The 20,889-nt window shown below is 73.0% G+C and carries 18 protein-coding genes; 5 read left to right on the plus strand and 13 right to left on the minus strand.

Annotated features, from left to right (window positions below; translation table 11 throughout):
- Window positions 1-60 precede the first annotated feature (60 nt).
- Window positions 61-1,089 carry an LLM class flavin-dependent oxidoreductase gene (locus tag ACGFS9_RS16155; protein WP_393253714.1) on the minus strand — a complete coding sequence of 343 codons (1,029 nt, stop codon included), beginning with the start codon at window positions 1,087-1,089 and terminating at the stop codon, window positions 61-63.
- A gap of 222 nt (window positions 1,090-1,311) precedes the next feature.
- Between ACGFS9_RS16155 and ACGFS9_RS16160 the strand changes: the two genes are divergently transcribed.
- A complete protein-coding gene (locus ACGFS9_RS16160; protein WP_393253716.1) occupies window positions 1,312-1,644 on the plus strand; it encodes an ATP/GTP-binding protein in 333 nt (110 codons plus the stop codon).
- Window positions 1,645-1,720: 76 nt separating this feature from the next.
- On the opposite strand, the gene ACGFS9_RS16165 is transcribed toward ACGFS9_RS16160, so the two are convergent.
- From ACGFS9_RS16165 to ACGFS9_RS16175, 3 genes are all read right to left on the minus strand, one after another.
- The gene (locus ACGFS9_RS16165; RefSeq protein ID WP_393253718.1) at window positions 1,721-2,566 is read right to left on the minus strand and encodes an ABC transporter permease; all 846 of its coding nucleotides are present in this window, start codon (window positions 2,564-2,566) and stop codon (window positions 1,721-1,723) included.
- Window positions 2,563-3,798 carry an ABC transporter ATP-binding protein gene (locus ACGFS9_RS16170; protein ID WP_393253720.1) on the minus strand — a complete coding sequence of 412 codons (1,236 nt, stop codon included), beginning with the start codon at window positions 3,796-3,798 and terminating at the stop codon, window positions 2,563-2,565. The genes ACGFS9_RS16165 and ACGFS9_RS16170 overlap by 4 nt, the downstream gene beginning before the upstream one ends.
- Window positions 3,799-4,014: 216 nt before the next feature.
- Window positions 4,015-4,905, minus strand: coding sequence for a hypothetical protein (locus ACGFS9_RS16175; protein WP_393253721.1), 891 nt, complete (start codon window positions 4,903-4,905; stop codon window positions 4,015-4,017).
- Window positions 4,906-5,086: 181 nt separating this feature from the next.
- On the opposite strand from ACGFS9_RS16175, the gene ACGFS9_RS16180 reads away from it, so the two are divergent.
- The gene (locus tag ACGFS9_RS16180; protein ID WP_393253722.1) at window positions 5,087-6,142 is read left to right on the plus strand and encodes a hypothetical protein; all 1,056 of its coding nucleotides are present in this window, start codon (window positions 5,087-5,089) and stop codon (window positions 6,140-6,142) included.
- A 64-nt stretch (window positions 6,143-6,206) separates the two neighbouring features.
- On the opposite strand, the gene ACGFS9_RS16185 is transcribed toward ACGFS9_RS16180, so the two are convergent.
- The 5 genes from ACGFS9_RS16185 to mce all read right to left on the minus strand — a co-directional run bounded on the left by ACGFS9_RS16185 (window position 6,207) and on the right by mce (window position 13,872).
- On the minus strand, window positions 6,207-6,974 hold the full coding sequence (locus ACGFS9_RS16185; RefSeq protein WP_393253723.1) for an ABC transporter permease: 768 nt from the start codon (window positions 6,972-6,974) through the stop codon (window positions 6,207-6,209).
- Window position 6,975: 1 nt separating this feature from the next.
- Window positions 6,976-8,004 carry an ABC transporter ATP-binding protein gene (locus tag ACGFS9_RS16190; RefSeq protein WP_393253725.1) on the minus strand — a complete coding sequence of 343 codons (1,029 nt, stop codon included), beginning with the start codon at window positions 8,002-8,004 and terminating at the stop codon, window positions 6,976-6,978.
- Window positions 8,005-8,223: 219 nt separating this feature from the next.
- A complete protein-coding gene (locus ACGFS9_RS16195) occupies window positions 8,224-9,159 on the minus strand; it encodes a cellulose-binding protein (protein ID WP_393253727.1) in 936 nt (311 codons plus the stop codon).
- 183 nt (window positions 9,160-9,342) lie between these two features.
- Window positions 9,343-13,188 (minus strand): polarized growth protein Scy, encoded by a 3,846-nt coding sequence (gene scy / locus ACGFS9_RS16200; protein WP_393253729.1) that lies wholly within the window; start codon window positions 13,186-13,188, stop codon window positions 9,343-9,345.
- 243 nt (window positions 13,189-13,431) lie between these two features.
- Window positions 13,432-13,872: a methylmalonyl-CoA epimerase gene (gene mce, locus ACGFS9_RS16205; protein WP_393253730.1), complete on the minus strand. Its 441-nt coding sequence runs from the start codon at window positions 13,870-13,872 to the stop codon at window positions 13,432-13,434.
- A 148-nt stretch (window positions 13,873-14,020) separates the two neighbouring features.
- On the opposite strand from mce, the gene ACGFS9_RS16210 reads away from it, so the two are divergent.
- The 3 genes from ACGFS9_RS16210 (at window position 14,021) to ACGFS9_RS16220 (ending at window position 18,076) form a co-directional block, all read left to right on the plus strand.
- Window positions 14,021-15,223 (plus strand): acetyl-CoA C-acetyltransferase, encoded by a 1,203-nt coding sequence (locus ACGFS9_RS16210; protein ID WP_393253731.1) that lies wholly within the window; start codon window positions 14,021-14,023, stop codon window positions 15,221-15,223.
- Window positions 15,224-15,260: 37 nt separating this feature from the next.
- On the plus strand, window positions 15,261-16,217 hold the full coding sequence (gene meaB / locus ACGFS9_RS16215) for a methylmalonyl Co-A mutase-associated GTPase MeaB (RefSeq protein WP_393253733.1): 957 nt from the start codon (window positions 15,261-15,263) through the stop codon (window positions 16,215-16,217).
- 554 nt (window positions 16,218-16,771) lie between these two features.
- Window positions 16,772-18,076 (plus strand): MFS transporter, encoded by a 1,305-nt coding sequence (locus tag ACGFS9_RS16220; protein WP_393253734.1) that lies wholly within the window; start codon window positions 16,772-16,774, stop codon window positions 18,074-18,076.
- A 102-nt stretch (window positions 18,077-18,178) separates the two neighbouring features.
- Here the strand turns inward: ACGFS9_RS16220 and ACGFS9_RS16225 are convergent, their stop codons facing one another.
- From ACGFS9_RS16225 to ACGFS9_RS16240, 4 genes are all read right to left on the minus strand, one after another.
- A complete protein-coding gene (locus ACGFS9_RS16225) occupies window positions 18,179-18,655 on the minus strand; it encodes a MarR family winged helix-turn-helix transcriptional regulator (protein ID WP_393253735.1) in 477 nt (158 codons plus the stop codon).
- A gap of 92 nt (window positions 18,656-18,747) precedes the next feature.
- Window positions 18,748-19,548: an AIM24 family protein gene (locus ACGFS9_RS16230; protein ID WP_393253736.1), complete on the minus strand. Its 801-nt coding sequence runs from the start codon at window positions 19,546-19,548 to the stop codon at window positions 18,748-18,750.
- Complete coding sequence (locus ACGFS9_RS16235) at window positions 19,545-20,195, minus strand: AIM24 family protein (protein ID WP_393253738.1); 651 nt, start codon at window positions 20,193-20,195, stop codon at window positions 19,545-19,547. Before ACGFS9_RS16235 ends, ACGFS9_RS16230 begins: the two co-directional genes overlap by 4 nt.
- Window positions 20,195-20,827, minus strand: coding sequence for an AIM24 family protein (locus ACGFS9_RS16240; protein WP_393253794.1), 633 nt, complete (start codon window positions 20,825-20,827; stop codon window positions 20,195-20,197). The genes ACGFS9_RS16235 and ACGFS9_RS16240 overlap by 1 nt, the downstream gene beginning before the upstream one ends.
- Window positions 20,828-20,889 lie beyond the last annotated feature (62 nt).

Consider the following 20,889-nt stretch of genomic DNA (forward strand, 5'->3'; position numbering starts at 1 on the left):
CAAGCTCACCGCGGGGCCGGCCCGACGGGCCGGACCGTGCCCCGTCCGCGGCCCGGCGCCTCAGCCGAGGCCGGGGAGGACCTCGGCGCCGAGCCGGCGTACGTTCTCCTCGGTGGCCGCCAGGTCGCCCGAGCCCTCGACGAGGAGGGCGAAGCGCGTGATCCCGGTCCGTTCCGAGGTGGCCGCGAGCCGGTCCGCGCACAGCCGCGGTGTGCCCACGGGGTGCAGCCCGCAGAGGAGTTCGGTGTACGCCACCGGGTCCCGCATCGAACGGGCGCGGCCGTCGACCGTCACATGGGCGTCCAGCCCCTGCCGCAGCCAGCCCGGCATCGCCTTCACCAGTGTCTCCACCGCGTCCGTGCGCCGGTCGGCGATCTGGCAGACGCCGGCGGACACATGGGCGGCGCCGGCGATCTCGTCGCCGTCGCGGCCCGCGGCGCGCGCGTGCCGGCGCCACAGCCCGACCATTTCGGCCTTCTCCTCGTCCCCGACGTGCATGCCGAGAAGCATCGGCAGCCCGCGCTCGGCGGCGAGCCGCACGCTCGACGGCGAGGTGCAGGCGACGACGACCTCCGGTCCCGCCGTCTCGCACAGCGCCTCCGACGGACGCGGCACGACGGGGACTTCGCGGAAGGGGAACCGCGCGGACGTGCTCGCGACGGACGGCTCACGCAACCAGCGCATCAGCAGATCGAGTGAATCCGGGAACCCGTGTTCGTACGCCTCCAGGCCCGCTCCGAACACCTCCAGGTCGACCCAGGGGCCGCCGCGCCCGACCCCCAGCGAGAACCGCCCGCCGGACGTCAGGTGCAGCAGCGCGGCCTGCTCGCCGAGGGCCACCGGGTGCGCGGTGGGCAGTACGCTGACGGCCGTGCCGACCCGGATGCGGCGGGTGCGGCCCAGCAGGTACGCGGCGAGCGTGACGGCCGACGGGCAGGTCCCGTACGGCACGAAGTGGTGCTCGGCCAGCCACACCGCGTCGAGCCCGGCCTCCTCGGACACCTCGGCCGACCGCACCGCGCGGTGCAGGGCCTCTCCCTGGCCCTGTCCCGGGAACTGGGCGGCGAGTACAAAACTTCCTACGTGCATCGAACTTTCCTGCTTCCTCGGCTCCGACAGGGAGCTCCCCCACCCGGCATAACCTCCTGACACGTGCCGAGGACACGGCTTGGCGGGGAGATTTGCGGATTGTCTGGGAAATAGGCCGTCCGATGGGGGATCTGTGCGGGTTGGCGGTGTACGCGTACCCCTGCACCCGCCGCGTAGGCTGGACGTGGCCGCTGCTCCCTGTATAGCTCCGTGAGGTGTCCCTTGTCCCCGCGTCGCAACCGTCCGAAGGACGCCGGCTCGTCCGGCCGGAGCGCCGAGGCGGACCCGTCGGACCGCTACGGCGGCTGGCAGGCGGCGGAGAGCTGGCAGGGCGAGGAGTGGAGCGTGCGCCACGTGGCGGGCGCGAGCGCGCAGGGCAAGACCTACCGCTGCCCCGGCTGCGACCAGTTGATCCCTTCGGGGATGCCGCACGTGGTGGCCTGGCCGGACCACTCGGGGGTCGACGAGCGCCGGCACTGGCACAAGGCGTGCTGGAACGCGAAGGACCGCCGCACCTCGCGGGTGCAGCGGTCCCGTAACGCGCCGAGATTCTAGTGCCCTGACCGGAAGGGTGAGCCGGTGAACCTTTCCGGTCAGGGCACCAGGGCGGGTGCGCGGCGCCCGGCGGGCGTCAGACGTCCCGGCGCTCCAGCAGGACGAAGGCGCCGACGACGGCCGCCGCCGTCACCCCGGCGAGCAGGCCGAGCTGGGCGGCGCCGTTGCCGCCCTCGGAGTCGAGCCGGAAGATCCGGGCGAGGGCGTTCGGGGCGTTGTACTCCTGCATCTTCTCGCCCACCGTGCGCAGGCTCTCGGACATCAGCAGGAACGCCGGCATGATCGCGGGCACCAGCACGACACCGAGCATCGTGGTGATCGCGCCCGCGGAGTGGCGCAGCATCGAGCCCACCGCGAGCGCGAGGACGCCGAGCAGCGACACGTACAGGGCGCCCAGCAGGACCGTGCCGCCCCACGGGACGCCGGCGGGCTCGCTGTGCATCCCCTCCGTGATCAGGCCGACCAGCCCGATCGCGAAGGCCGAGACGGCGAAGGCCACCGCGAAGAAGATGATCAGCTTCGCGGCGAGCACCCGGTGCCGCTGCGGCGAGGCGGTGAAGGTCGTGCGGATCATGCCCGTGCCGTACTCGGAGGACACCACCAGCACGCCCAGGGTGATCAGGCAGATCTGCCCGAGCATCAGGCCGAAGAACGCCGGGATCGTGTAGGGGACATCGCCGAAGTCCTCGTCGGTGGTCTGCGCGGCGACCAGGAGGCCGATGCCGATCACCAGCAGCAGGAAGACGCCGAGCGTCCACAGCGTGGAGCGCACCGACCTGATCTTCGTCCACTCCGAGCCGAGCGCGTGCCCCAGGTGGGTGCGGGTGACGGGGATCGGCGACGTGTACGAGACGCCGGGCGCCGCGTGCCGGTCGGGGGCGGCGGTCGTGTGCTGCGGCATCGGTGGCTGGGGCGTGCTCATCGGGCGTCCTCGGGCTTGGTCGAATCGGCGGCGGGCGCGGGGGCCGGGGCCGCGGGGGCCTGGGGAGCGGCCTGGGCGTAGGGGTTGGCGTCCGCGGCGGCGGGGGCGGCCGGAGGGCCGTAGGGGCCGGGGTGGCCCGCGGGCGCGCCGTACGGGCCCGGCTCGGGCGCCTGCGGCATCGCGAAGGGCGGCCGGCCCCCGTGCTGGGGCGGCGGCGGCGCGTACCAGCCCGGCTGGCCCTGGCCGGCCACCGGAAGTGGCGGCTGCGGCATCGCGCCCGGCGGGAGCTGCTGCTGGAGGCCGGCCTTCTGGTCGATGGTCGAGCGGTAGTCGACGGCGCCCTGCGTCATCCGCATGTACGCCTCCTCCAGTGAGGCCTGATGCGGCGACAGCTCCCACAGGCGGACGTCCGCGGAGTGCGCGAGGTCGCTGATGCGGGGGAGGGGCAGGCCGGTCACGCGCAGCGCGCCGTCCTGCTCGGGCAGCACCTGGCCGCCGGCCTCGGTGAGGGCCGCGGTCAGCTTCTCGCGCTGCTGCGGCTCGGAGTCCGGTGTGCGCACCCGGGCGAAGTCGGCCGAGTTGTGGGAGATGAAGTCCTTGATGTTCGAGTCGGCCAGCAGCTGGCCGCGGCCGATCACGATCAGGTGGTCGGCGGTCAGCGCCATCTCGCTCATCAGGTGCGAGGAGACGAAGACCGTGCGGCCTTCCGCGGCGAGCGACTTCATCAGGTTGCGCACCCAGAGGATGCCCTCGGGGTCGAGGCCGTTGACCGGCTCGTCGAAGAGCAGCACCTGGGGGTCGCCGAGCAGCGCGGCGGCGATCCCGAGGCGCTGGCCCATGCCGAGGGAGAACCCCTTGGAGCGCTTCTTGGCGACGTCCTGGAGGCCGACGACGCCGAGCACCTCGTCGACCCGGCGGGCCGGGATGCCCGACAGCTGGGCCAGGCAGAGCAGGTGGTTGCGGGCGTGCCGGCCGCCGTGCACCGCCTTGGCGTCGAGCAGCGCGCCGACGTGCCGGGGGGCGTTGGGCAGCTTGCGGTACGGGAAGCCGCCGATCGTCACCTGCCCGGAGCTGGGGTTGTCCAGCCCGAGGATCATCCGCATCGTCGTCGACTTGCCGGAGCCGTTGGGCCCGAGGAAGCCGGTGACGGCACCCGGCCGCACCTGGAAGGAAAGGTTGTACACGGCCGTCTTGGCGCCGTAGCGCTTCGTCAGGCCGACTGCCTCGATCATGCTCCGCACCCATCGAAAGGTTCAGGACGGCGGGGCGCACGCCCCCGTAAGGGTTAGGAGGATATCCGGGCGCCGCCGGTTCCACTCAAGACGGAGTAAAGCCGGGCTGGCCGGAGCGGTAAAGATCCAGTACGAGAGCCGATTTCGCACGACTGTCCTGTCAGGTACCCGTCGTAATTGCCCCGGCGGGACGCGGGAGCGACGCCGGGGCGCGTCTCACGCCTCCGGCGGCAGCGAGTCGCCCAGGGGCGGCAGGTCGTCGTACAGCCGCAGCTCGGCCGACTCGTCGACGTACGGGAGGAAGTCCGTCTGCGGCAGTACCCAGCCCTCCTGTCCGAAGACGAGCGTGCCCCGCTCGCGCAGTTCCCGGTCGGCGCCCGCCGCGCGCACCCAGGCGTCGGGGTCGGGGCCGAGCAGTTCGCGCAGCCGCGCCGAGGAGGCGAGCAGGGAGGCCAGCAGTGCGGACTGGTCGCCGCCGCCCGGCCGGGGCAGCCCGCTCTCCGGCTCCGCGAGCACCCCGTGCGCGCTGAAGTAGATGTACGCCCCGCCCAGCCGCTCCCCGGACGGCATGGTCATCGCGAACGCGTCGCCCGGGAGTATCGCGCGCCGGTAGTCCGGGAACTCGGTGTCGTCGACGGCCTTGAGCTGCGTCGAGTCCAGCCACGTCACGACGAGCGTGGTCTCCGCCCCCCGGTCCACGTACGGCGTGCCCGCCACGTAGCCCGCCGGGCTGATGTGCCCTGAGCAGCCGACGCCGATGCCGCGCACCCGCACGGGGACCATCGGCACCGTCGCCGGGATGCCCAGCCGGGTCAGCTTGTGCGCGACCTGCCCGGGGGAGGCGTTCGACCCCACCGCGATCACCGGATGCCGGCGGCCGGTCCCGACCTGGCCGAGGTCGGCGAGCGCCTCGTCCAGGCGCTGCTGCTCCTGCCGCTCCTCCACCCACCACTCGCCCAGCCGCAGCGGCCGGACGTCGAGGTGCAGCAGTTCGCCGCCGGTCAGCAGCGACGGCTCGGTGGTGGGGCGGCCGGGATAGGTGAGGGGCTGCTTCGCGGGCACGTCGTCCAGGCCCAGCGCCTCGAGGCTTCGGTCCTTCGTCGTCACGGTGACGCCCTTCGGGGGTGGTCGCGTGCGTACGGGCACAGCGTTTCACGCGATGTCTACCCGGGACGGCGCCCGGTCTCCCCGGCCGGGCGGGGGTTGGTCGGAACCCGCACCGGGAATGATGCCGTCCCCATTGTAGGAGGGGCACCAAGTCGGTTACGGGGGACGCGAGTTGAGATTCATGGGGCGTGAGGTGCGGTGGCCCGGGCGGTCCGCCGGCACCCGGGTGCATCCGCACTACCGCACATCTGTTCGCTGGTGGATCGCGGGACGGACCGTCCACGCCCTGCTGCTGATGGCACTCGGCGCCCTCGCCGGGCTGTCGGTCGTCCTCGCGACGGCCTGGACGCTCACCGAGCACACCCCGCGCTCCCTGGCCGACCGCTTCTCCGACCGGGAGGCGCTGGCCGACCTGAGCCTGACCGTGCTGCGCGCCTGCGTGGGCACCGACAACCTCGAACCCGAAGCCGACAGCACCGCGCACCAGGTGCTCGCGACGATCGCCTCCGTCACCGGAGCGCTCGTCCCCGCCGTGCTCCTCGGCATCGTCCTCATCAAGATGTTCGCCCTGCGGCCCTTCGTCTGGCGGCGGCGGGCCAGCATCTCGCACGCCTGGACCGCCGACTTCCCCGGCTACTCGCGGCGCAACGCGAGCAGCGACGACGCGGTCATCGCCGTGCGGTTCTACAACCGCTTCGACAACCTCTCGGTCGTCGACCTGCGGGCCCGCGCCCACCTGCGCTACCTGGAGCGGTCCCCGCACGACGGCAGCCTCGTCATCTACAAGCAGTGGCTGAAGGTCCTGGACGCCCGGGGCGAGCCCGCGGACGAGCGGAGCTGGCTCGCGGTGGAGCGCGGGGCGCCCTTCACCGTGTGGATCCCGGTGGAGGCACCCGTGCCGGCACTGCCGTTCCGGCGCATCCAGGGCAAGGACCTCACGGCATCGCACGGAGTGAAACTGCTCGTCCGGCTCACCGCGCGGACCGTCGGTCTCGGCACCGAGGTCGCCGACGAGCGCTGGTTCGACCTGGAGGGGGGCGACTTCGAACTCGGCCGGTTCGTGCCGCTCCAGCCGGACCTCGGCTGCGACGTCTGGCAGTGGGAGGGCTGGACGGAGTTCGACGGCCTGACGGGTCCCGCACCGGACGGCGAAGACACGGGCGGGCACGGCACGGGCGGGCACGGCACGGGCGGGGACGGCACGGGCGGGGACGGCACGGGCGGGGACGGGCCCTAGCGACCGCACCGCGCCCGGGGTGTGCGGACCCGGGCGCCCGCACACCTCCCCCGCACCGGACGGCTCACGCGTCCCTCCGCTTGAGCAGCACGTATCCGCCGACCAGTGCCGCCACCACCCACAGGACCATGATCCCGAGGCCGCCCCACGGTCCGTAGGGGGTGTCGTCGAGCGGGGCGACCACCCGCAGGATGCGGCTGCCGGCCTGGTCGGGCAGGTAGCGGCCCACCTTCTTCGTCGCGGACACCGCCCCCAGGATGTTGGAGATCAGGAAGAAGAACGGCATCAGGATGCCGAGCGAGAGCATCGGGCTGCGCAGCATCGCCGCGACGCCCATCGAGAACACGGCGATGAGCGTCATGTACAGCCCGCCCCCGATCACCGCGCGCAGGACGCCCGGGTCGCCGATCGACACCCGGTGCGAGCCCAGGGCGGCCTGGCCGAGGAAGAAGGTGACGAAGCTGGTGACCATGCCGACGACGAGAGCCAGAGCGGTCGCCACCGCGACCTTGCCGAACAGGAACGCGCCGCGCTGCGGCACCGCCGCGAGCGAGGTGCGGATCATGCCGGTGCTGTACTCGTTGCCGACCACCAGCACACCGAAGACGATCATCGCGAGCTGACCGAGGGTCATGCCCGCGAAACTGATGAAGGTCGGGTCGAACTCCAGCCGGTCCCGCGCGCTCATGTTGTCGAACTCGTTCTTCGACAGCAGCGAGATGAGGATGCCCAGCGCGATCGTGACGACCGCCGCGAGGCTCAGCGTCCAGACCGTGGACGCCACGGAGCGGATCTTCGTCCACTCCGACCGGAGCACCTGGGTGGCCGCCATCTCAGCCCTTCCTCCAGTCGGCGCCCCACTGCGGAGGCCGGGGGGCGCCGGCCGACGGCGGCCCGCCGGGCGCGGCCGGACCCACCTGCGGCGCGCCCGCGCCGAAGGGGCCCCGCGGATCGGGGCCGGAGTGCGCGTGGTACTCCACCGACTCCGCGGTCAACTGCATGAACGCCTCCTCCAGGGATGCCTGCTGCGGGCTCAGTTCGTGCAGCACGACCCCGTGCCGCGCCGCCAGCTCGCCGATCTCCTCCGGCCGGCCCCCGTCCACCTCCAGCGGACCGCCGCCGGTCTCCACGACCGTCATGCCGGCGCCGTGCAGGACGTCGAGCAGTCGCTCCCGCTCAGGGGTGCGGATCCGGACGTAGGAGCGCGAGTTCTGCCGGATGAAGTCGGCCATGGAGGTGTCGGCGAGCAGCCTGCCCTGGCCGATGACGACGAGGTGGTCGGCGGTGAGCGCCATCTCGCTCATCAGGTGCGAGGAGACGAAGACCGTACGGCCCTGGCCGGCGAGGGACTTCATCAGGTTGCGGATCCAGTGGATGCCCTCGGGGTCGAGGCCGTTGACCGGCTCGTCGAACATCAGGATGCGCGGGTCGCCGAGGAGCGCGCCCGCGATGCCCAGCCGCTGGCCCATGCCGAGCGAGAACCCCTTCGCCTTCTTGCGGGCGACGCCGGTGAGGCCGACGGTGTCGAGCACCTCGTGGACCCGGGGCGCGGGGATGCCGTTGCTCTGCGCCAGGCACAGCAGGTGGTTGAAGGCGCTGCGCCCGCCGTGCACGGCCTTCGCGTCGAGCAGCGCGCCGATGTACTTCAGCGGGTCCCTGAGCCGGTCGTAGTGCTGCCCGTCGATCCGCACGTCGCCGGAGGTGGGCCGGTCGAGTCCGAGCATCATCCGCATCGTGGTGGACTTGCCCGCGCCGTTCGGGCCGAGGAAGCCGGTCACGATGCCCGGTCTCACGGCGAAGGTCAGGTTGTTCACCGCCACCTTCTCGCCGTACCGCTTGGTCAGCCCCTCGAGCTCGATCATGCGGCCACGCTAAGACGGCCCCCCGGTGCCTGCCACCGGAGATCCGGGGGTCCGGGCGGGGCGGAAGCCGCGGGCCGCCCGGCCGTCTCACGGCGTCCGCCCGATCGGGCGGACGGCCGTCGCGCCGCAGGAGGCGGGCGTGCGGAGCCGGCCATGGGCGGGCGCACGACAAGGCCCGCACCCTCGCGGAGGGAGCGGGCCCTGTGTCGTGGTGCGTGGTTACCGGGACTGCTGCGCCGGAACCCCGCGGGTGACCGGCTCGTCCTCGGCCGGCGAGCCGGCGGCCGCCACCGCGGCGCCGGTGAGCGTCGCGAGCATCTCGCGGACGTTCGTGAGCTGCGCGTTGATCGAGTCGCGGCGGTTGGTGAGGGCGGCCAGCTCGCGCTCGGACTCCGAACGGATGCGGTCGGCCTTGGCGTTCGCGTCGGCGACGATGTCCTCGGCCTGGCGCTGGGCCGTCTCCACCGTCTGGCGGGCGCGGCGCTCGGCGTCCGTCCGCAGCTTCTCCGCCTCCAGGCGGAGCTGCTCCGCGCGGTGCTCGATCTCCGCGAGGCGCTTCTCGGCCTTGGCCTGACGCGAGGCCAGGTCGCGCTCGGACTGCTCGCGGCGCTTGGCGAGGTTCGTCTCGAAGTCGGCGGCGGCCTGCGCGGCCTTGGCGCGGGTCTCCTCGAAGAGGGCGTCCGCCTCCTCGCGCTTGGACTGCGCGTCCTTCTGCGCCTCGGAACGCAGCTGCGAGGCGTCGCTCTTGGCCTTCTCGACGATCCGGACGCCCTCGTCCTCCGCCTTGGCCTTGCGGTCCGCGGCGAACGACTCGGCGTCGTTGCGCACCTGCTGGGCCGCCGACTCGGCGAGCTCGCGGTGCTGCTCGGACGCGCGACGGGCCTCCTCGCGCAGGTCCTTGGCCTCCTCCTCGGCGAGGCGGAGGATCTTCTCGACACGCGCGCCGAGCCCGGCGTACGACGGCTCGGCGTCGGTTACCTGGGCCTGGGCGTTCTGCGTCTCGAGGTGGAGCTCCTCGATGCGCTTTTCCAGGGCGGTGATGCGGGCCAGAGCGCTGTCACGGTCGGAGACGAGCTTCGAAATGCGTTCGTCCACCTGAGCGCGGTCGTACCCACGCCGCACAAGCTCGAAGCCGTAGGGGGAAGTGTCGCTCATGGGGTTCCTGTCGAATGAGACCGGTGAGGTGATAGGTGGAATCCTAGGGGTCAAAGCGGTGTGTCATCGAGCGGATACGTGTTTGATCTGGAGAATGACACTCCTTTCGGGTGGCCGGCCCCCGGATGGCTTGCCAGAACCCGCGCCCGGACGCCCCGCGGAGCACGAAATGGGTGGTTCCGGCTAGCCGTCCGACGACTTGCCACCCGATCGGGGCGCCCCCACCGCAGCCCCCGCCTTGACGCCGCCGTCCTTGCCGCCCGGCGCCTCGAAGGACTCCAGCGCCTCCAGGACGTCCTGGACGCGGGAGATCTCCACGTTGATGTCCTCCCGCCGGCGCACCAGCACCTCCAGGTCCCGCTTGCCCTCCTCGACGGCCGCCTTGGCCTCCTGGATGGCCTCGGACCTGATCTTCTCGGCCTCGGCGACGACGGAGGTCTTCTTCTGCTCGGCCTCCTTGAGCAGCCCCTCCGCCTTGCGCACGGCGGCGATCCGCACCTTGCCGGCCTCGGAGTTGGCCTCCGACACCAGGTCCTTGGCCTTCGCCTTCGCCTCCGCGAGCTGTTCCTCGGCCGCCTTGACGAGCGCGTCGCACCGGTCGCCCGCGTTCTTCATCGCCTCGGCCGACTCGCGCCGGGCCCGCTCGTGCAACTCCTCGATCTCCGAGGTGATCCGCTCCCGCAGCTCCTCCGCCCGCTCCCGGATCGCGGTGGCGTCCCGGCGCGCCCCGACCAGCAGTTCGTCCGCGTCCGTGCGGGCCCGCTCGACCAGGGTGTTGCCCTCGACGGTCGCCTCGGAGACCAGCCGCTCCGCCTCGCCGCGCGCCACCCCGACCATCGTGTCGGCCTGCGACTCGGCGTCCGCGGTCGTCTTCTGGGCGCTCTGCCGGGCCTCCGCGATGAGCTTGTCCGCCTCGGAGGCCGTCTCGGAGATGAGGGTGTCGACCTGCTCGGCCGCCTCGGAGCGCCGCTTGTTGGCCTCCTTGCGGGCCTCGTCCAGGGTCCGGTCGGCCTCCTCCCGCGCCGCCGACGTGACCTGCTCCGCCTCCTGCTCGGCCTGCGTCCTGACCCGCTCGGCCTCGGCGCGCACCCGCTCGGCGTGCTGCTGCGCGGAACCGACCGTGTCGGCCGCCTCGGCCCGCAGCCGCTCCGCGTCACCGGTCGCGTCCTCGATGAGCTTCTCCGCCGCGGACACCGACTCGGCGCGGATCCGATCGGCCTCCGCCGCGGTCTTGGCCGTGAGCCGCTCGGCCTCCGCCGCCGCCTCGCTGACGAGGGTGTCCGCCTGCGTCGCCGCGTCCGAACGCATCCGGTTGGCGTCCTCCCGGGCGTCCGCCCGGGTCCGTGAGGCGTCCTGCTCGGCGCCCGCGATCGCGTCCGACGCCTCCGTACGCACCCGCTGGGCGTGCTCCGCGGCCTCCGAACGCACCCGGTCCGACTCGGCGATCGCCTCCGCCACCGTGCGCTCGGCCAGCGCGGAGGCGGCCTCCGTCTCCTCGGACGCCTCCCGCCGCAGCCGCGACGCGTCCTCCGCGGCACGCTCGCGCTCCGCGTACGCGTCCGCCCGGACCCGGTCCGCCTCCTCCTGGGCCTCGGTCCGGGTCCGCTCCGCGGCGTGCTCGGCGGCCGACCGCAGTCCGCCGATCTCCTCCTGCGCCTGCTCGTGCAGCCCCGCCACCGCGTCCCGCACCTGCTGCGCGGTCTGCTCGGCACCGGAGACCATCTCGTTCGCCCGCCGGTCGGCCTCCTCGACCAGCCGGACGGCCTCGGCCTGCGCCTCCTCCACCCGCTTGCGGGCGGAGGCGAGCAGTTCCTCGCTCTGCTCGCGGGCCCGCTCCCGCTCCTGGTCGGCCTCCTGGCGGGCCGAACCGAGCGTCTCCTCGGCCTCGCGGCGCCGCCGCGCGGCCTCCTCCTGCGCGGCGGCCAGCGCCTCGGCGCCCTCGGCCGCCAGCCGCTCGGCCGCGGCCTGCGCCTCGCTCCGGACCCGGTCCGCGCTCTCCTGCGCCTCCGACTTCAGCCGCTCGGCCTCGGCCGCCGCCTCCGACCGCAGCCGCACCGCGACGCTCTCGCCCTCGGCACGGGAGGCCGACGCGTCCGCCGCCGCCTCGGTGCGCAGCCGCTCCGCCTCGGCCTCGGCCTGCGCCTGGAGGGTACGCACGCGCTCCGCGGCCTCCGACCGCAGCCGGTCCGTCTCCTCCACCGCCTCGCGGCGGATCCGCTCGGCCTCCGCCCGCGCGTCGGTCAGCGCCTGCTCGGCCGCCGTCAGCCGTTCCTCGGCCTCCGTGCGCAGCCGCGCCAGCTCCTCCTCGGCCTCGGTCCGGCGGGCCTCCAGGGTCCGCTCGGTCTCCTCGCGCCGGCTCGCGGCGGCCCGCTCCGCGTCGGCCGTGATCGCCTCGGCCCGCTCCTCCGCCTCCGCGCGCTGCCGCTCGGCCTCCGCACGGGTGCGCTCCAGCGTCTCCTCGGCCTGCCGACGCAGCCCCGTCGCCCGCTCGATCGCCTCGGTACGGACCTTCTCGCTGTCCGCCGTGGCGGCCTGCCGCAGCTCGTCCGCGTCGGCCTTCGCCTTCGCGAGCAGCTCCTCGGCGGTCCGCGCCGCCTCCTCGATCTGCTGGACGGCCTCCCGCCGGGCCTCCGCCCGGATGCGCTCGCCCTCGGCGACCGCGTCGGACCGCAGCTGCTCGGCGTCCCCGCGCAGCCGCCGCGCCTCCTCCTGGAGCTCGACCGTCTTGGCGCGGTACTCCTTGGTGTCGTCCTTCGCCGTGCCCTTGAGCTCCTCGGCGATGTCGTGCGCCTCGGCGCGCAGCCGGTCGGCCTCGGTCTCCGCCTCCGTGCGGATCCGCTCGGCCTCCTCCGCCGCCGCCTTCGTCGTCCGCTTGGCCTCCTCGGACGCCTTGTTCAGCACGTCCTCGGCGGTCCGCGCGGCCTTCGCGAGCTGTGAGGCGGTCTCCTCGGCGGTGAGGCTGCGGGCGTTCTCCTCGGCCTCCGCGATGATCGTCTCGGCCTTGGCCCGCGCGTCCTCGACGAGCTGCTCGGCCTCCGACTTGGTGGCCTCGGCCTCCTTGGTCGCCTCGCCGACCAGCCGGGCGACCTGCTCCTTGGCCGTCCGGGTGCGCTGCTCGTTCGTGGACTCGGCCGCGGACAGCTGCTTGGCCGCCGCCTCCTTCGCCTCGGCGAGCACCTTGTCGGCCTCGGCCTGCGCCTCCCGCAGCCGCGTCTCGGCCTCGCTCATCCGCTGCTCGGCGGCCCGGCTCAGCTCGGTGGCCTGCCGGCGGGCGCTGTCCGACTCGCTGGCCGTGGAGCTGCGCAGCTGCTCGGCGTGCTCGGTGGCCTCCTGCGCCTGCGTCGAGGCGGCGTTCAGCAGCCGCTCGGCGTCCGCGCGGGCCCGGCGCAGCAGCGCCTCGGCCTCGGCGCGCGCCGCCTCCGCGTCGTTGGTGAGCCGCTGGCGGGCCTCCGAGGTGACCCGTTCGGCCTCGGCGCGTGCGGTGGCCAGTGCCTGCTCGGCCTCCGCGCGCGACTCCTCCAGCAGCCGGCGGGCCTGCGACTCGGAACGGGCCCGCAGCTGCTCGGCCCACGCCACGTTCTCGTTGACGTGCGACTCGACGGTCTGCCGGCGCTCGGCGAGCTCCTGGTCGAGCTGCTGGCGGCGGGTGACGGCCTCCTGGTGCAGCTCCGCCTGGAGCCGGGCGGCCTGCTCGGCGTGCTCCTGGAGGATCCGCTGCGTCTGGGCGCGGGCCTGGCTGATCTCCCGCTCCGCGTCGGCGCGCAGCTGGTCGGCCTGCATCTGTGCGTTGCGGAGCAGCTGTTCGGCCTGATAGCCGATGTCCGCCCCGTCGTAGGCAGGACGGGTCGCCAGACTGCGGCGCGCCTCGTGCAGCTTGGCGCGCAGCACCTCGACCTGATAGCCGAGGTCCTCGGCGTGCTGGACGGCCTTCTCCCGCTCGGTCTTCAGCCGTTCCATCTCGGCCTCGAACCGAGAGAGGTGGTCGACGTCAGCCGCCGGCTCTCGCTCCTGGCGTTCGTAGCCCCGCACTGCGCGGTCCCATCCGTCCCCTGGTCGCAAGTCTTTCCGAACGAGCCCCGTCCATCCGCCGAACGGGGCCCCCGGGGAATGGTGTCAGATCAACGGCGGAGCATGGGCTGTTGCCCCGACGCTCGCCCCCCGAAACCTGGACCCCGGCCCTGGGTCCCGCGCGCCCGAAGGCGGCAGGACCCCGGCCGTCCCCCCGTGAAGGTGACGGCCGCCCCCAACCCTACCGGCCCAGATATACGGTGGTCAGTGCTCAGGTGACTCAACCGCCGCCGAAGTGACCAGTTCCGTCAGGACTCCGTGGCAATCCTTGGGGTGCAGGAAGGTGATCCGGGACCCCATGGAACCGATCCGGGGCTCGTCGTACAGCACGCGGACGCCCTTGTCCCGGATGTCCGCGGCGTCGCCGTCGACGTCCGCGGTGCCGAAGGCGATGTGGTGCACCCCCTCGCCGTTCTTCGCCAGCCACTTCCCGACGGCCGAGTCCTCCCGGGTCGGTTCCAGCAGCTGGAGGTAGGAGGCACCCCCGTCGGACGTCTCGTTGATCTTGAGCATGGCCTCCCGCACGCCCTGCTCCTCGTTGACCTCGGTGTGGAACACCTCGAAGCCGTATGTCGCCCGGTAGAACTCGACGGTGGTGTCGAGGTCGAAGCAGGCGATCCCGATGTGGTCGATTCGCGTCAGCATGCAGTCAGTGCAGCGCTCCCGGCGTGGTTACGCAACGTGCGCGCGATCACACCGCGGGCCGGATGACGCGTGGCGTACCGCTCAGTACATTCTCAGTAAACCCTCGTTCACTCCTCGGCTGTGCAAGCCGGTAAGGGGATCGCACCTCATGTCTGGAACGAACAGCACGACCTCCGTGATCGTCGCGGGCGCCCGGACGCCCATGGGACGGCTGCTGGGCTCGCTGAAGTCCTTCTCCGGGGCCGACCTCGGAGGATTCGCGATCAAGGCCGCCCTCGACCGCGCGGGCATCGGCGGCGACCAGGTGCAGTACGTGATCATGGGCCAGGTGCTCCAGGCCGGGGCGGGGCAGATCCCGGCGCGCCAGGCCGCCGTCAAGGCGGGCATCCCCATGAGCGTCCCGGCCCTCACCGTCAACAAGGTGTGCCTCTCGGGCCTCGACGCCATCGCCCTGGCCGACCAGCTCATCCGCGCCGGCGAGTTCGACGTCGTCGTCGCCGGCGGCCAGGAATCCATGACCAACGCCCCGCACCTGCTCCCGAAGTCCCGTGAGGGCTACAAGTACGGCGCGATCGAGATGCTCGACGCCATGGCCCACGACGGCCTCACCGACGCGTTCGAGAACATCGCCATGGGCGAGTCCACCGAGAAGCACAACACCCGCCTCGGCATCCGGCGCCCCGAGCAGGACGAGATCGCCGCCCAGTCGCACCAGCGCGCCGCCGCCGCGCAGAAGAACGGGATCTTCGAGGCGGAGATCACCCCCGTCGAGATCCCGCAGCGCAAGGGCGAGCCCGTCGTCTTCAGCAAGGACGAGGGCATCCGCGCCGAGACCACCGCCGAGTCCCTCGGCAAGCTGCGCCCCGCCTTCGCCAAGGACGGCACCATCACCGCCGGCAGCGCCTCCCAGATCTCCGACGGCGCCGCCGCGGTGGTCGTCATGAGCAAGGCCAAGGCGCTGGAGCTGGGCCTGGACTGGATCGCGGAGATCGGCGCGCACGGCAACGTGGCGGGACCCGACAACTCCCTCCAGTCGCAGCCCTCGAACGCGATCCTGCACGCCCTGAAGAAGGAGGGGCTGGAGACCGGCGACCTCGACCTGATCGAGATCAACGAGGCGTTCGCCGCGGTGGCCTTCCAGTCCATGAAGGACCTCGGGGTGAGCGCGGACAAGGTGAACGTGAACGGCGGCGCCATCGCGCTCGGCCACCCGATCGGCATGTCCGGTGCCCGTCTCGTGCTGCACCTGGCGCTCGAACTGAAGCGGCGCGGCGGCGGTGTCGGCGCGGCGGCCCTGTGCGGCGGCGGCGGTCAGGGCGACGCGCTGATCCTGCGGGTGGCCAAGGCCTGACCCGCGTTCCACCCGATCTCTCGTGAACGGAGCTGTGATGCAGGACGTCTCCTCGCTGGTGGCCCAGGCCAGAGAAGGGCGACCGCGGGCGGTGGCCCGGCTGATCTCCCTGGTGGAGGGGGCGGCACCGCAGCTCCGTGAGGTCATGGCGGCGCTGGCCCCGCTGACCGGGAACGCGTACGTGGTCGGGCTCACCGGATCGCCCGGCGTCGGAAAGTCGACGTCGACGTCCGCCCTGGTGACCGCCTACCGGCGGCAGGGCAGGCGGGTCGGCGTCCTCGCGGTCGACCCGTCGTCGCCGTTCTCCGGCGGCGCGCTCCTCGGCGACCGGGTGCGGATGTCCGACCACTCCTCGGATCCGGGCGTCTACATCCGCTCCATGGCCACCCGCGGCCATCTCGGCGGTCTCGCCTGGGCCGCCCCGCAGGCCATCCGCGTGCTCGACGCGGCCGGCTGCGACGTGATCCTCGTGGAGACCGTCGGCGTCGGCCAGTCGGAGGTGGAGATCGCCCGCCAGGCCGACACCTCCGTCGTCCTGCTGGCCCCGGGCATGGGCGACGGCATCCAGGCCGCCAAGGCCGGAATCCTGGAGATCGGCGACGTGTACGTCGTCAACAAGGCCGACCGGGACGGGGCCGACGCCACCGCCCGCGAGCTGAACCACATGCTCGGCCTCGGCGAGTCCCGCGGTCCCGGCGACTGGCGCCCGCCGATCGTCAAGACGGTCGCCGCCCGCTCCGAGGGCATCGACGAGGTGGTCGAGGCGCTGGAGAAGCACCGGGCGTGGATGGAGGAGCACGGCGTGCTCGCCGAACGCCGGCTCGCGCGGGCCGCCCAGGAGGTCGAGACGATCGCCGTGACGACGCTGCGCCGCCGCATCGGCGACCTGCACGGGGACCGCCGCCTCAGCGCCCTCGCGGAGCGCATCGTCGCGGGGGAACTGGACCCCTACCGTGCCGCGGACTCCCTCGTCGAGGGCCTCACCGAGAACTGACCGGACCGGGGTGCGGCGGCGCGGACACACCGGGCCCGCCGCACCCCCGGCCCGCGGCCCGCTGTGGCTCGGTCTCCCGCGCCGAGGGTCGCCGCACCTTGGCCTGCTGCGCCCCGGCCTCCCGCGCCGGGCCCGCCGCACCGCGGCCTCCTGCGCCGCGGTGCGCTGCACCTCGGCCTGCTGTACCTCGGCCTCCTGCGCCGCGGTGCGCCGTACCTCGGCCCGCTCTACCCCGGCCTGCTGGACCGTGCTTCGCCGCACTCCGGCCTGCTGTACCTCGGCCCGCCCGGCCCCCCGTCCCGCCCCATCTCGGCCCGCCGTGCCCCGGCCTCCCGCGCCGAGGCCGCCGCACCGCGGTCCGCCCCATCCCGGCCCGGCGGGTTCCGGGCTCTCCGGCCGACTCCCGGCGCCGGCTGTTAAGTTGAGCGCATGTTCCTCCTCCAGGCGTAAGGGCCGCCCAGGTCCGCGACGCACCCACGGCCCCGGCAGGACCGCGGCCCGGGCGTCGCGGCGTTCGGCGTCCCCTTTTCCGCCTCGCAGCGAGGAACTCGTCCATGTCCGGGATGTCCCCGCGGCCTTCGTACGCCGCGCTCTTCCGCGTTCCCCACGCCCGCCGCACCGTCGCCGCCGCCCTGACCGGCCGTCTCTCCTACGGCCTGGTCTCGCTGGCCATCATGCTCACCACCACCCGCGCCACCGGCTCGCTCGCCGCGGCCGGCACGGTCATGGCGCTGTTCGGCGCCGCGAGCGTGTTCCTCTCGCCGTCCCGTGCCGCCCTGATCGACCGGTACGGACCCCGCCGCGCCCTGCTGCCCATGGCCACGCTCTACGCGGGTCTGCTGGTGCTCCTCGCGGTGGTGGCCTGGCGGCCCGGCGCACCGGCGGTCGCCATCGGGGCGTCGGCCGTCGCCGCGGGCGCGTGCACCCCGCCGCTCGGCCCCACGATGCGTGCCGTGTGGAGCAGGCTCGCCCCCGACGAGGAACTGCTGCGGCGTGCGTACAGCCTCGACGGTGTCCTGGAGGAGGTCCTCTTCGTCTCCGGGCCGCTGCTCGTCGGCGCCCTCGTGCGCGAGGCGCCGCCCGCCGCGGCGGTCCTGCTGAGCGCCCTGCTGGTCTGGTCCGGGACCCTGGCGTTCGTGCTGTCCCCGGCCGTGGCGGGGCTGCGCCCGGCCGGTGCCGGGACGGCCCGCCCCGGTCGCCTCCGGCAGGGTGGACGGGCCCTCGTGCGGCCCGTCGCGGTCGCGCTCGGCGTCGGACTGTCGCTCGGCGCCGTCGACCTGCTGATCGTGGCCTTCGCCGAACGGCATCACCAGCGCGCGGACACCGCGGCCTGGGTGCTCGCCGCGCTGTCGCTGGGCAGCGCGCTCGGCGGCCTGCTCAACGGCGCTCTCGACCGGCGCCCGCCGCTGGGCGCGCGACTGCCCCTGACGGCCGGTGGTGTGGGTCTCGCCCTGCTGGCCGCCGCCTTCGCCCCCGGCCTCGGCACGCTGACCGCGGCCGTCGCCTGTGCGGGCTTCTTCGTCGCCCCGGCGCTGACGACGTCCTACCTGGTCGCGGACGCCGCGGTCCCGCCGGGTCTGCGCACCCAGGCCGGGGCCTGGGTCAACACGGCGGTGAACGCCGGTGGTTCGGGCGGCGCGGCCGGCGTCGGCCTGCTGGTGGGGCGGCTGCCGGTGGGCTGGTGCTTCGCGGTCTCGGCGGCGGTCTCGCTGACGGCGGCCCTGGTCGCGCTGCCCGGGGCGTCCGCGTCACGCGGCGCGGCCACGGCCTGCCCGGCCGAGCGGAGTGCGCCGGACGCCGAGGACGCCGAGCCGGGGTGGGGTGCGCCGGACGCGGAGGTCGAGCCCGGGCGGGTCTGAGGGGCCGGTACCGGCGGCCGGCCCGGGCGCGTGCGACGCGCGGCGGCGTCGCAGGCGCCCGGCCGGGCACTGCGGACCCGGTGTGACCGGCGGCGGCCGCCGCTAGGGCTTGCCGCGCTGGCCGCGCAGGTGCTCGGCGATGGGCCGCAGGGACTTGTGCAGGTCCTCCAGCGAGTCGGGGGACAGCAGATCGATGAAGTGCCTGCGCACCGAGGCCACGTGATGCGGCGAGACCTTCTTCATGGTCTCCAGGCCGTGTTCGGTGAGGACCGCGTACAGCCCCCGCCGGTCGGACTCGCAGTTCTCGCGGCGGACCAGGTCGGCGCCCTCCATGCGGGTGATCTGGTGCGAGAGGCGGCTCTTGGACTGGAGGGTGGCGGACGCCAGGTCGCTCATCCGCATGCGGTCGCCCTCCGACTCCGAGAGGTTCACGAGGATCTCGTAGTCGTTCATCGTCAGCCCGAACGGCTGAAGATCTCTTTCGAGCTGATACGTCAACAGCCTGTTGACCTCCAGGTGGGTGCGCCAGGCGCACTGCTCCGCATCGGTCAGCCAGCGCGTGGCCGTCTCGGTCTCCATGAATGAAGTCTACCTAAAATGTTGAAAGGCGAACTAGTGAGGGTGATGTGACGGTGCGCACGCGTTCGATGTCACACTCCGCAGACTACCGCTCACAGCCCGAAGCGACGCTGGAGGTCTCCCAGCTGTCCGGGAAGGCGCGGTGCCCCGGACTGCTGCCCGTGCTGCCCCGCCACCCCACCGGAACCGGGTACTCCGGCCTGCTGCGGGACCGCTCCCGTCGCCTGCTCCGCCATCAGTGTCTCGGTCGACTGGAGCAGCACCGTGCCGGCCCCCACGAACTCGAACTGGTGCTCCTCGCCGGAGGCCCCGCCGAGCCCTGTCATCGCACGTAGACCGCCCATCACGCCCGTCATGTACCCGTGGTCGTAGTGGTGGCACGGGGAGGGGCAGTCGGCCCATCCGACCAGGGCCTGCGGGTCCACCCGGATCGGCGGTTCCATGAACACCACCGGGCCGTTGGAGGCGGCCACGAACGTGCCCGTGCCGATCAGTGTCAGGAAGCCGGGCACGATCGATTGCTTCAGCGCGAGACTTGGCTGAAAAGCGAGCAAGTTGCCGGAGCGAATGGTCAGGTTGCCGTCGTCGAGGTCGTACGAATTCACGTCGAAGGCCCGGTCGGCGAGCAGCATCTTGCCCGAACCCTCCGCCACCACCCAGTCGCTCGCGTGCAGTGGCGAATGGAACGAGGTGCGCACCAGACGGTCCAGCCGGCCGTGCCCGATGCCGTTGAACTCCATCGCCCCGTAGTAGGCGATCATCTTGCCCTTCTGCAGGAACCACCGGCTCCCCTTGAGTTCCACGCAGAAGGTGTAGCTGTTCACGTTGTCGTCGACCGGCAGCGACATCGGATCGTGGATCACCGGACCGCCCGGAGTGCCGTACCCGCTCACAGTTTCTCCTCCGACGCCTGCACGAACACCGAACCGCTGCCGCTCAGTTCGAGCTGGAACGCCTCGCCCGAACCGCGCCCGACCATCTCCCGCCAGCCCAGCGCCGTCGACAGCTTGTTGCGCACGTCGCCGTGGTGCGCCACGTACGCCTGCGGATCGACGTGGACCGGGCGCTGCGGGGTGATCGGCACCTCGAAGACCCCGCCGTGCGCCATCACCGCCACCGAGCCGTGTCCCCTCAGCGTCGTCGTGAACAGCCCCTGACCCGTCACCTGGCCCCGGACCATGCCCATCACGCCGCCCTGCGAGCCGAGGAACATGGTCCCCTGCTCCAGCGTGCCGTCGAACGCCAGCAGCCGGTCCGCCTCCACGTACAGGGTGTCCCCGGACAGGCCGATCACCTGCACGTGGTGCCCGCCGTGCCCGAAGAGCACGGTCCCCGACCCCTCGACCGTCATCAGCGGGGTGGCCTCGTTGGCCAGCCGCCGGCCGATCATCGACATCACACCGCCCTGGCCGCCCTGGACGCTGGGGGTGAAGGACACCTCGCCCTTGTACGCCAGCATCGCCCCCCGCTGGCTGAACAGCCGCCGGCCCGGTACCACGGTGGCCTCGACCATCTTCGAGTTCACCTCGCGGAACGTCATCACACATCCCCCGCGATCGTGTTCCGCTCGCTGGGCTGGACGTAGACCAGCCCGTCGCCCTCGAACCGCATCTGGAACGCCTCTCCGCCGCCCTCGCCGAGCAGCGTGCGGAACGTCACACCCGACTGGAGGGACTGCCGCACGTTCCCCTGATGGGCGATGTAGGCCCCCGGATCGACCGTCAGCGGGTACTGGGCGCTCACCCGCAGTACCACGGCGGGACCGTCCGACATGATGGCCGCCTGGCCGTGCCCCTCGACCGTCGTGGTGAACAGCCCGTTGCCCTGCGAGGCGCCCCGCAGCCCGGTGAACGTCGTCCCGGTCCGCAGTCCGGCGTCCGTCACCAGCAGATTGCTCGACTCCACGTAGAGCTTGTCGCCCCGGAGCCCCACCAGGTTGATCTCCGAGGCCCGGTCCGCGAACCAGCACGTCCCGTGCCCCTTCACCTCCATCACCGTCATCTGCTCACCGGTCAGGCGCCGGGTGACCATCCCCCGGACCCCCTCACCGCCCCCGCTCAGCTTCTTGAAGGTCATCTGCCCGTCGTACGCGACCATCGAGCCGTTCTTCGCCTTCACGGCGTCCCCGGTCATGTCGACGGCCAGCACCTTGCTGCCCTGAAGTCGAAACATCGCCACGAGCCGACGGTAGCCCCGGCGTGCGGTCGCGGACAGGTCCTCCGGGAGGATCCCGA

It is taken from the genome of Streptomyces sp. NPDC048566 (genome assembly GCF_043199735.1).
GTDB lineage: Bacteria > Actinomycetota > Actinomycetes > Streptomycetales > Streptomycetaceae > Streptomyces.

Coding starts and splice junctions, on each gene's coding strand:
- ACGFS9_RS16155 (WP_393253714.1), bottom strand. CDS start 1,089: ATGCACGTAGGAAGTTTTGTACTCGCCGCCCAGTTCCCGGGACAGGGC.
- ACGFS9_RS16165 (WP_393253718.1), bottom strand. CDS start 2,566: ATGAGCACGCCCCAGCCACCGATGCCGCAGCACACGACCGCCGCCCCC.
- ACGFS9_RS16170 (WP_393253720.1), bottom strand. CDS start 3,798: ATGATCGAGGCAGTCGGCCTGACGAAGCGCTACGGCGCCAAGACGGCC.
- ACGFS9_RS16180 (WP_393253722.1), top strand. CDS start 5,087: ATGGGGCGTGAGGTGCGGTGGCCCGGGCGGTCCGCCGGCACCCGGGTG.
- ACGFS9_RS16185 (WP_393253723.1), bottom strand. CDS start 6,974: ATGGCGGCCACCCAGGTGCTCCGGTCGGAGTGGACGAAGATCCGCTCC.
- ACGFS9_RS16190 (WP_393253725.1), bottom strand. CDS start 8,004: ATGATCGAGCTCGAGGGGCTGACCAAGCGGTACGGCGAGAAGGTGGCG.
- ACGFS9_RS16195 (WP_393253727.1), bottom strand. CDS start 9,159: ATGAGCGACACTTCCCCCTACGGCTTCGAGCTTGTGCGGCGTGGGTAC.
- mce (WP_393253730.1), bottom strand. CDS start 13,872: ATGCTGACGCGAATCGACCACATCGGGATCGCCTGCTTCGACCTCGAC.
- ACGFS9_RS16210 (WP_393253731.1), top strand. CDS start 14,021: ATGTCTGGAACGAACAGCACGACCTCCGTGATCGTCGCGGGCGCCCGG.
- meaB (WP_393253733.1), top strand. CDS start 15,261: ATGCAGGACGTCTCCTCGCTGGTGGCCCAGGCCAGAGAAGGGCGACCG.
- ACGFS9_RS16220 (WP_393253734.1), top strand. CDS start 16,772: ATGTCCGGGATGTCCCCGCGGCCTTCGTACGCCGCGCTCTTCCGCGTT.
- ACGFS9_RS16225 (WP_393253735.1), bottom strand. CDS start 18,655: ATGGAGACCGAGACGGCCACGCGCTGGCTGACCGATGCGGAGCAGTGC.
- ACGFS9_RS16235 (WP_393253738.1), bottom strand. CDS start 20,195: ATGACGTTCCGCGAGGTGAACTCGAAGATGGTCGAGGCCACCGTGGTA.
- ACGFS9_RS16240 (WP_393253794.1), bottom strand. CDS start 20,827: ATGTTTCGACTTCAGGGCAGCAAGGTGCTGGCCGTCGACATGACCGGG.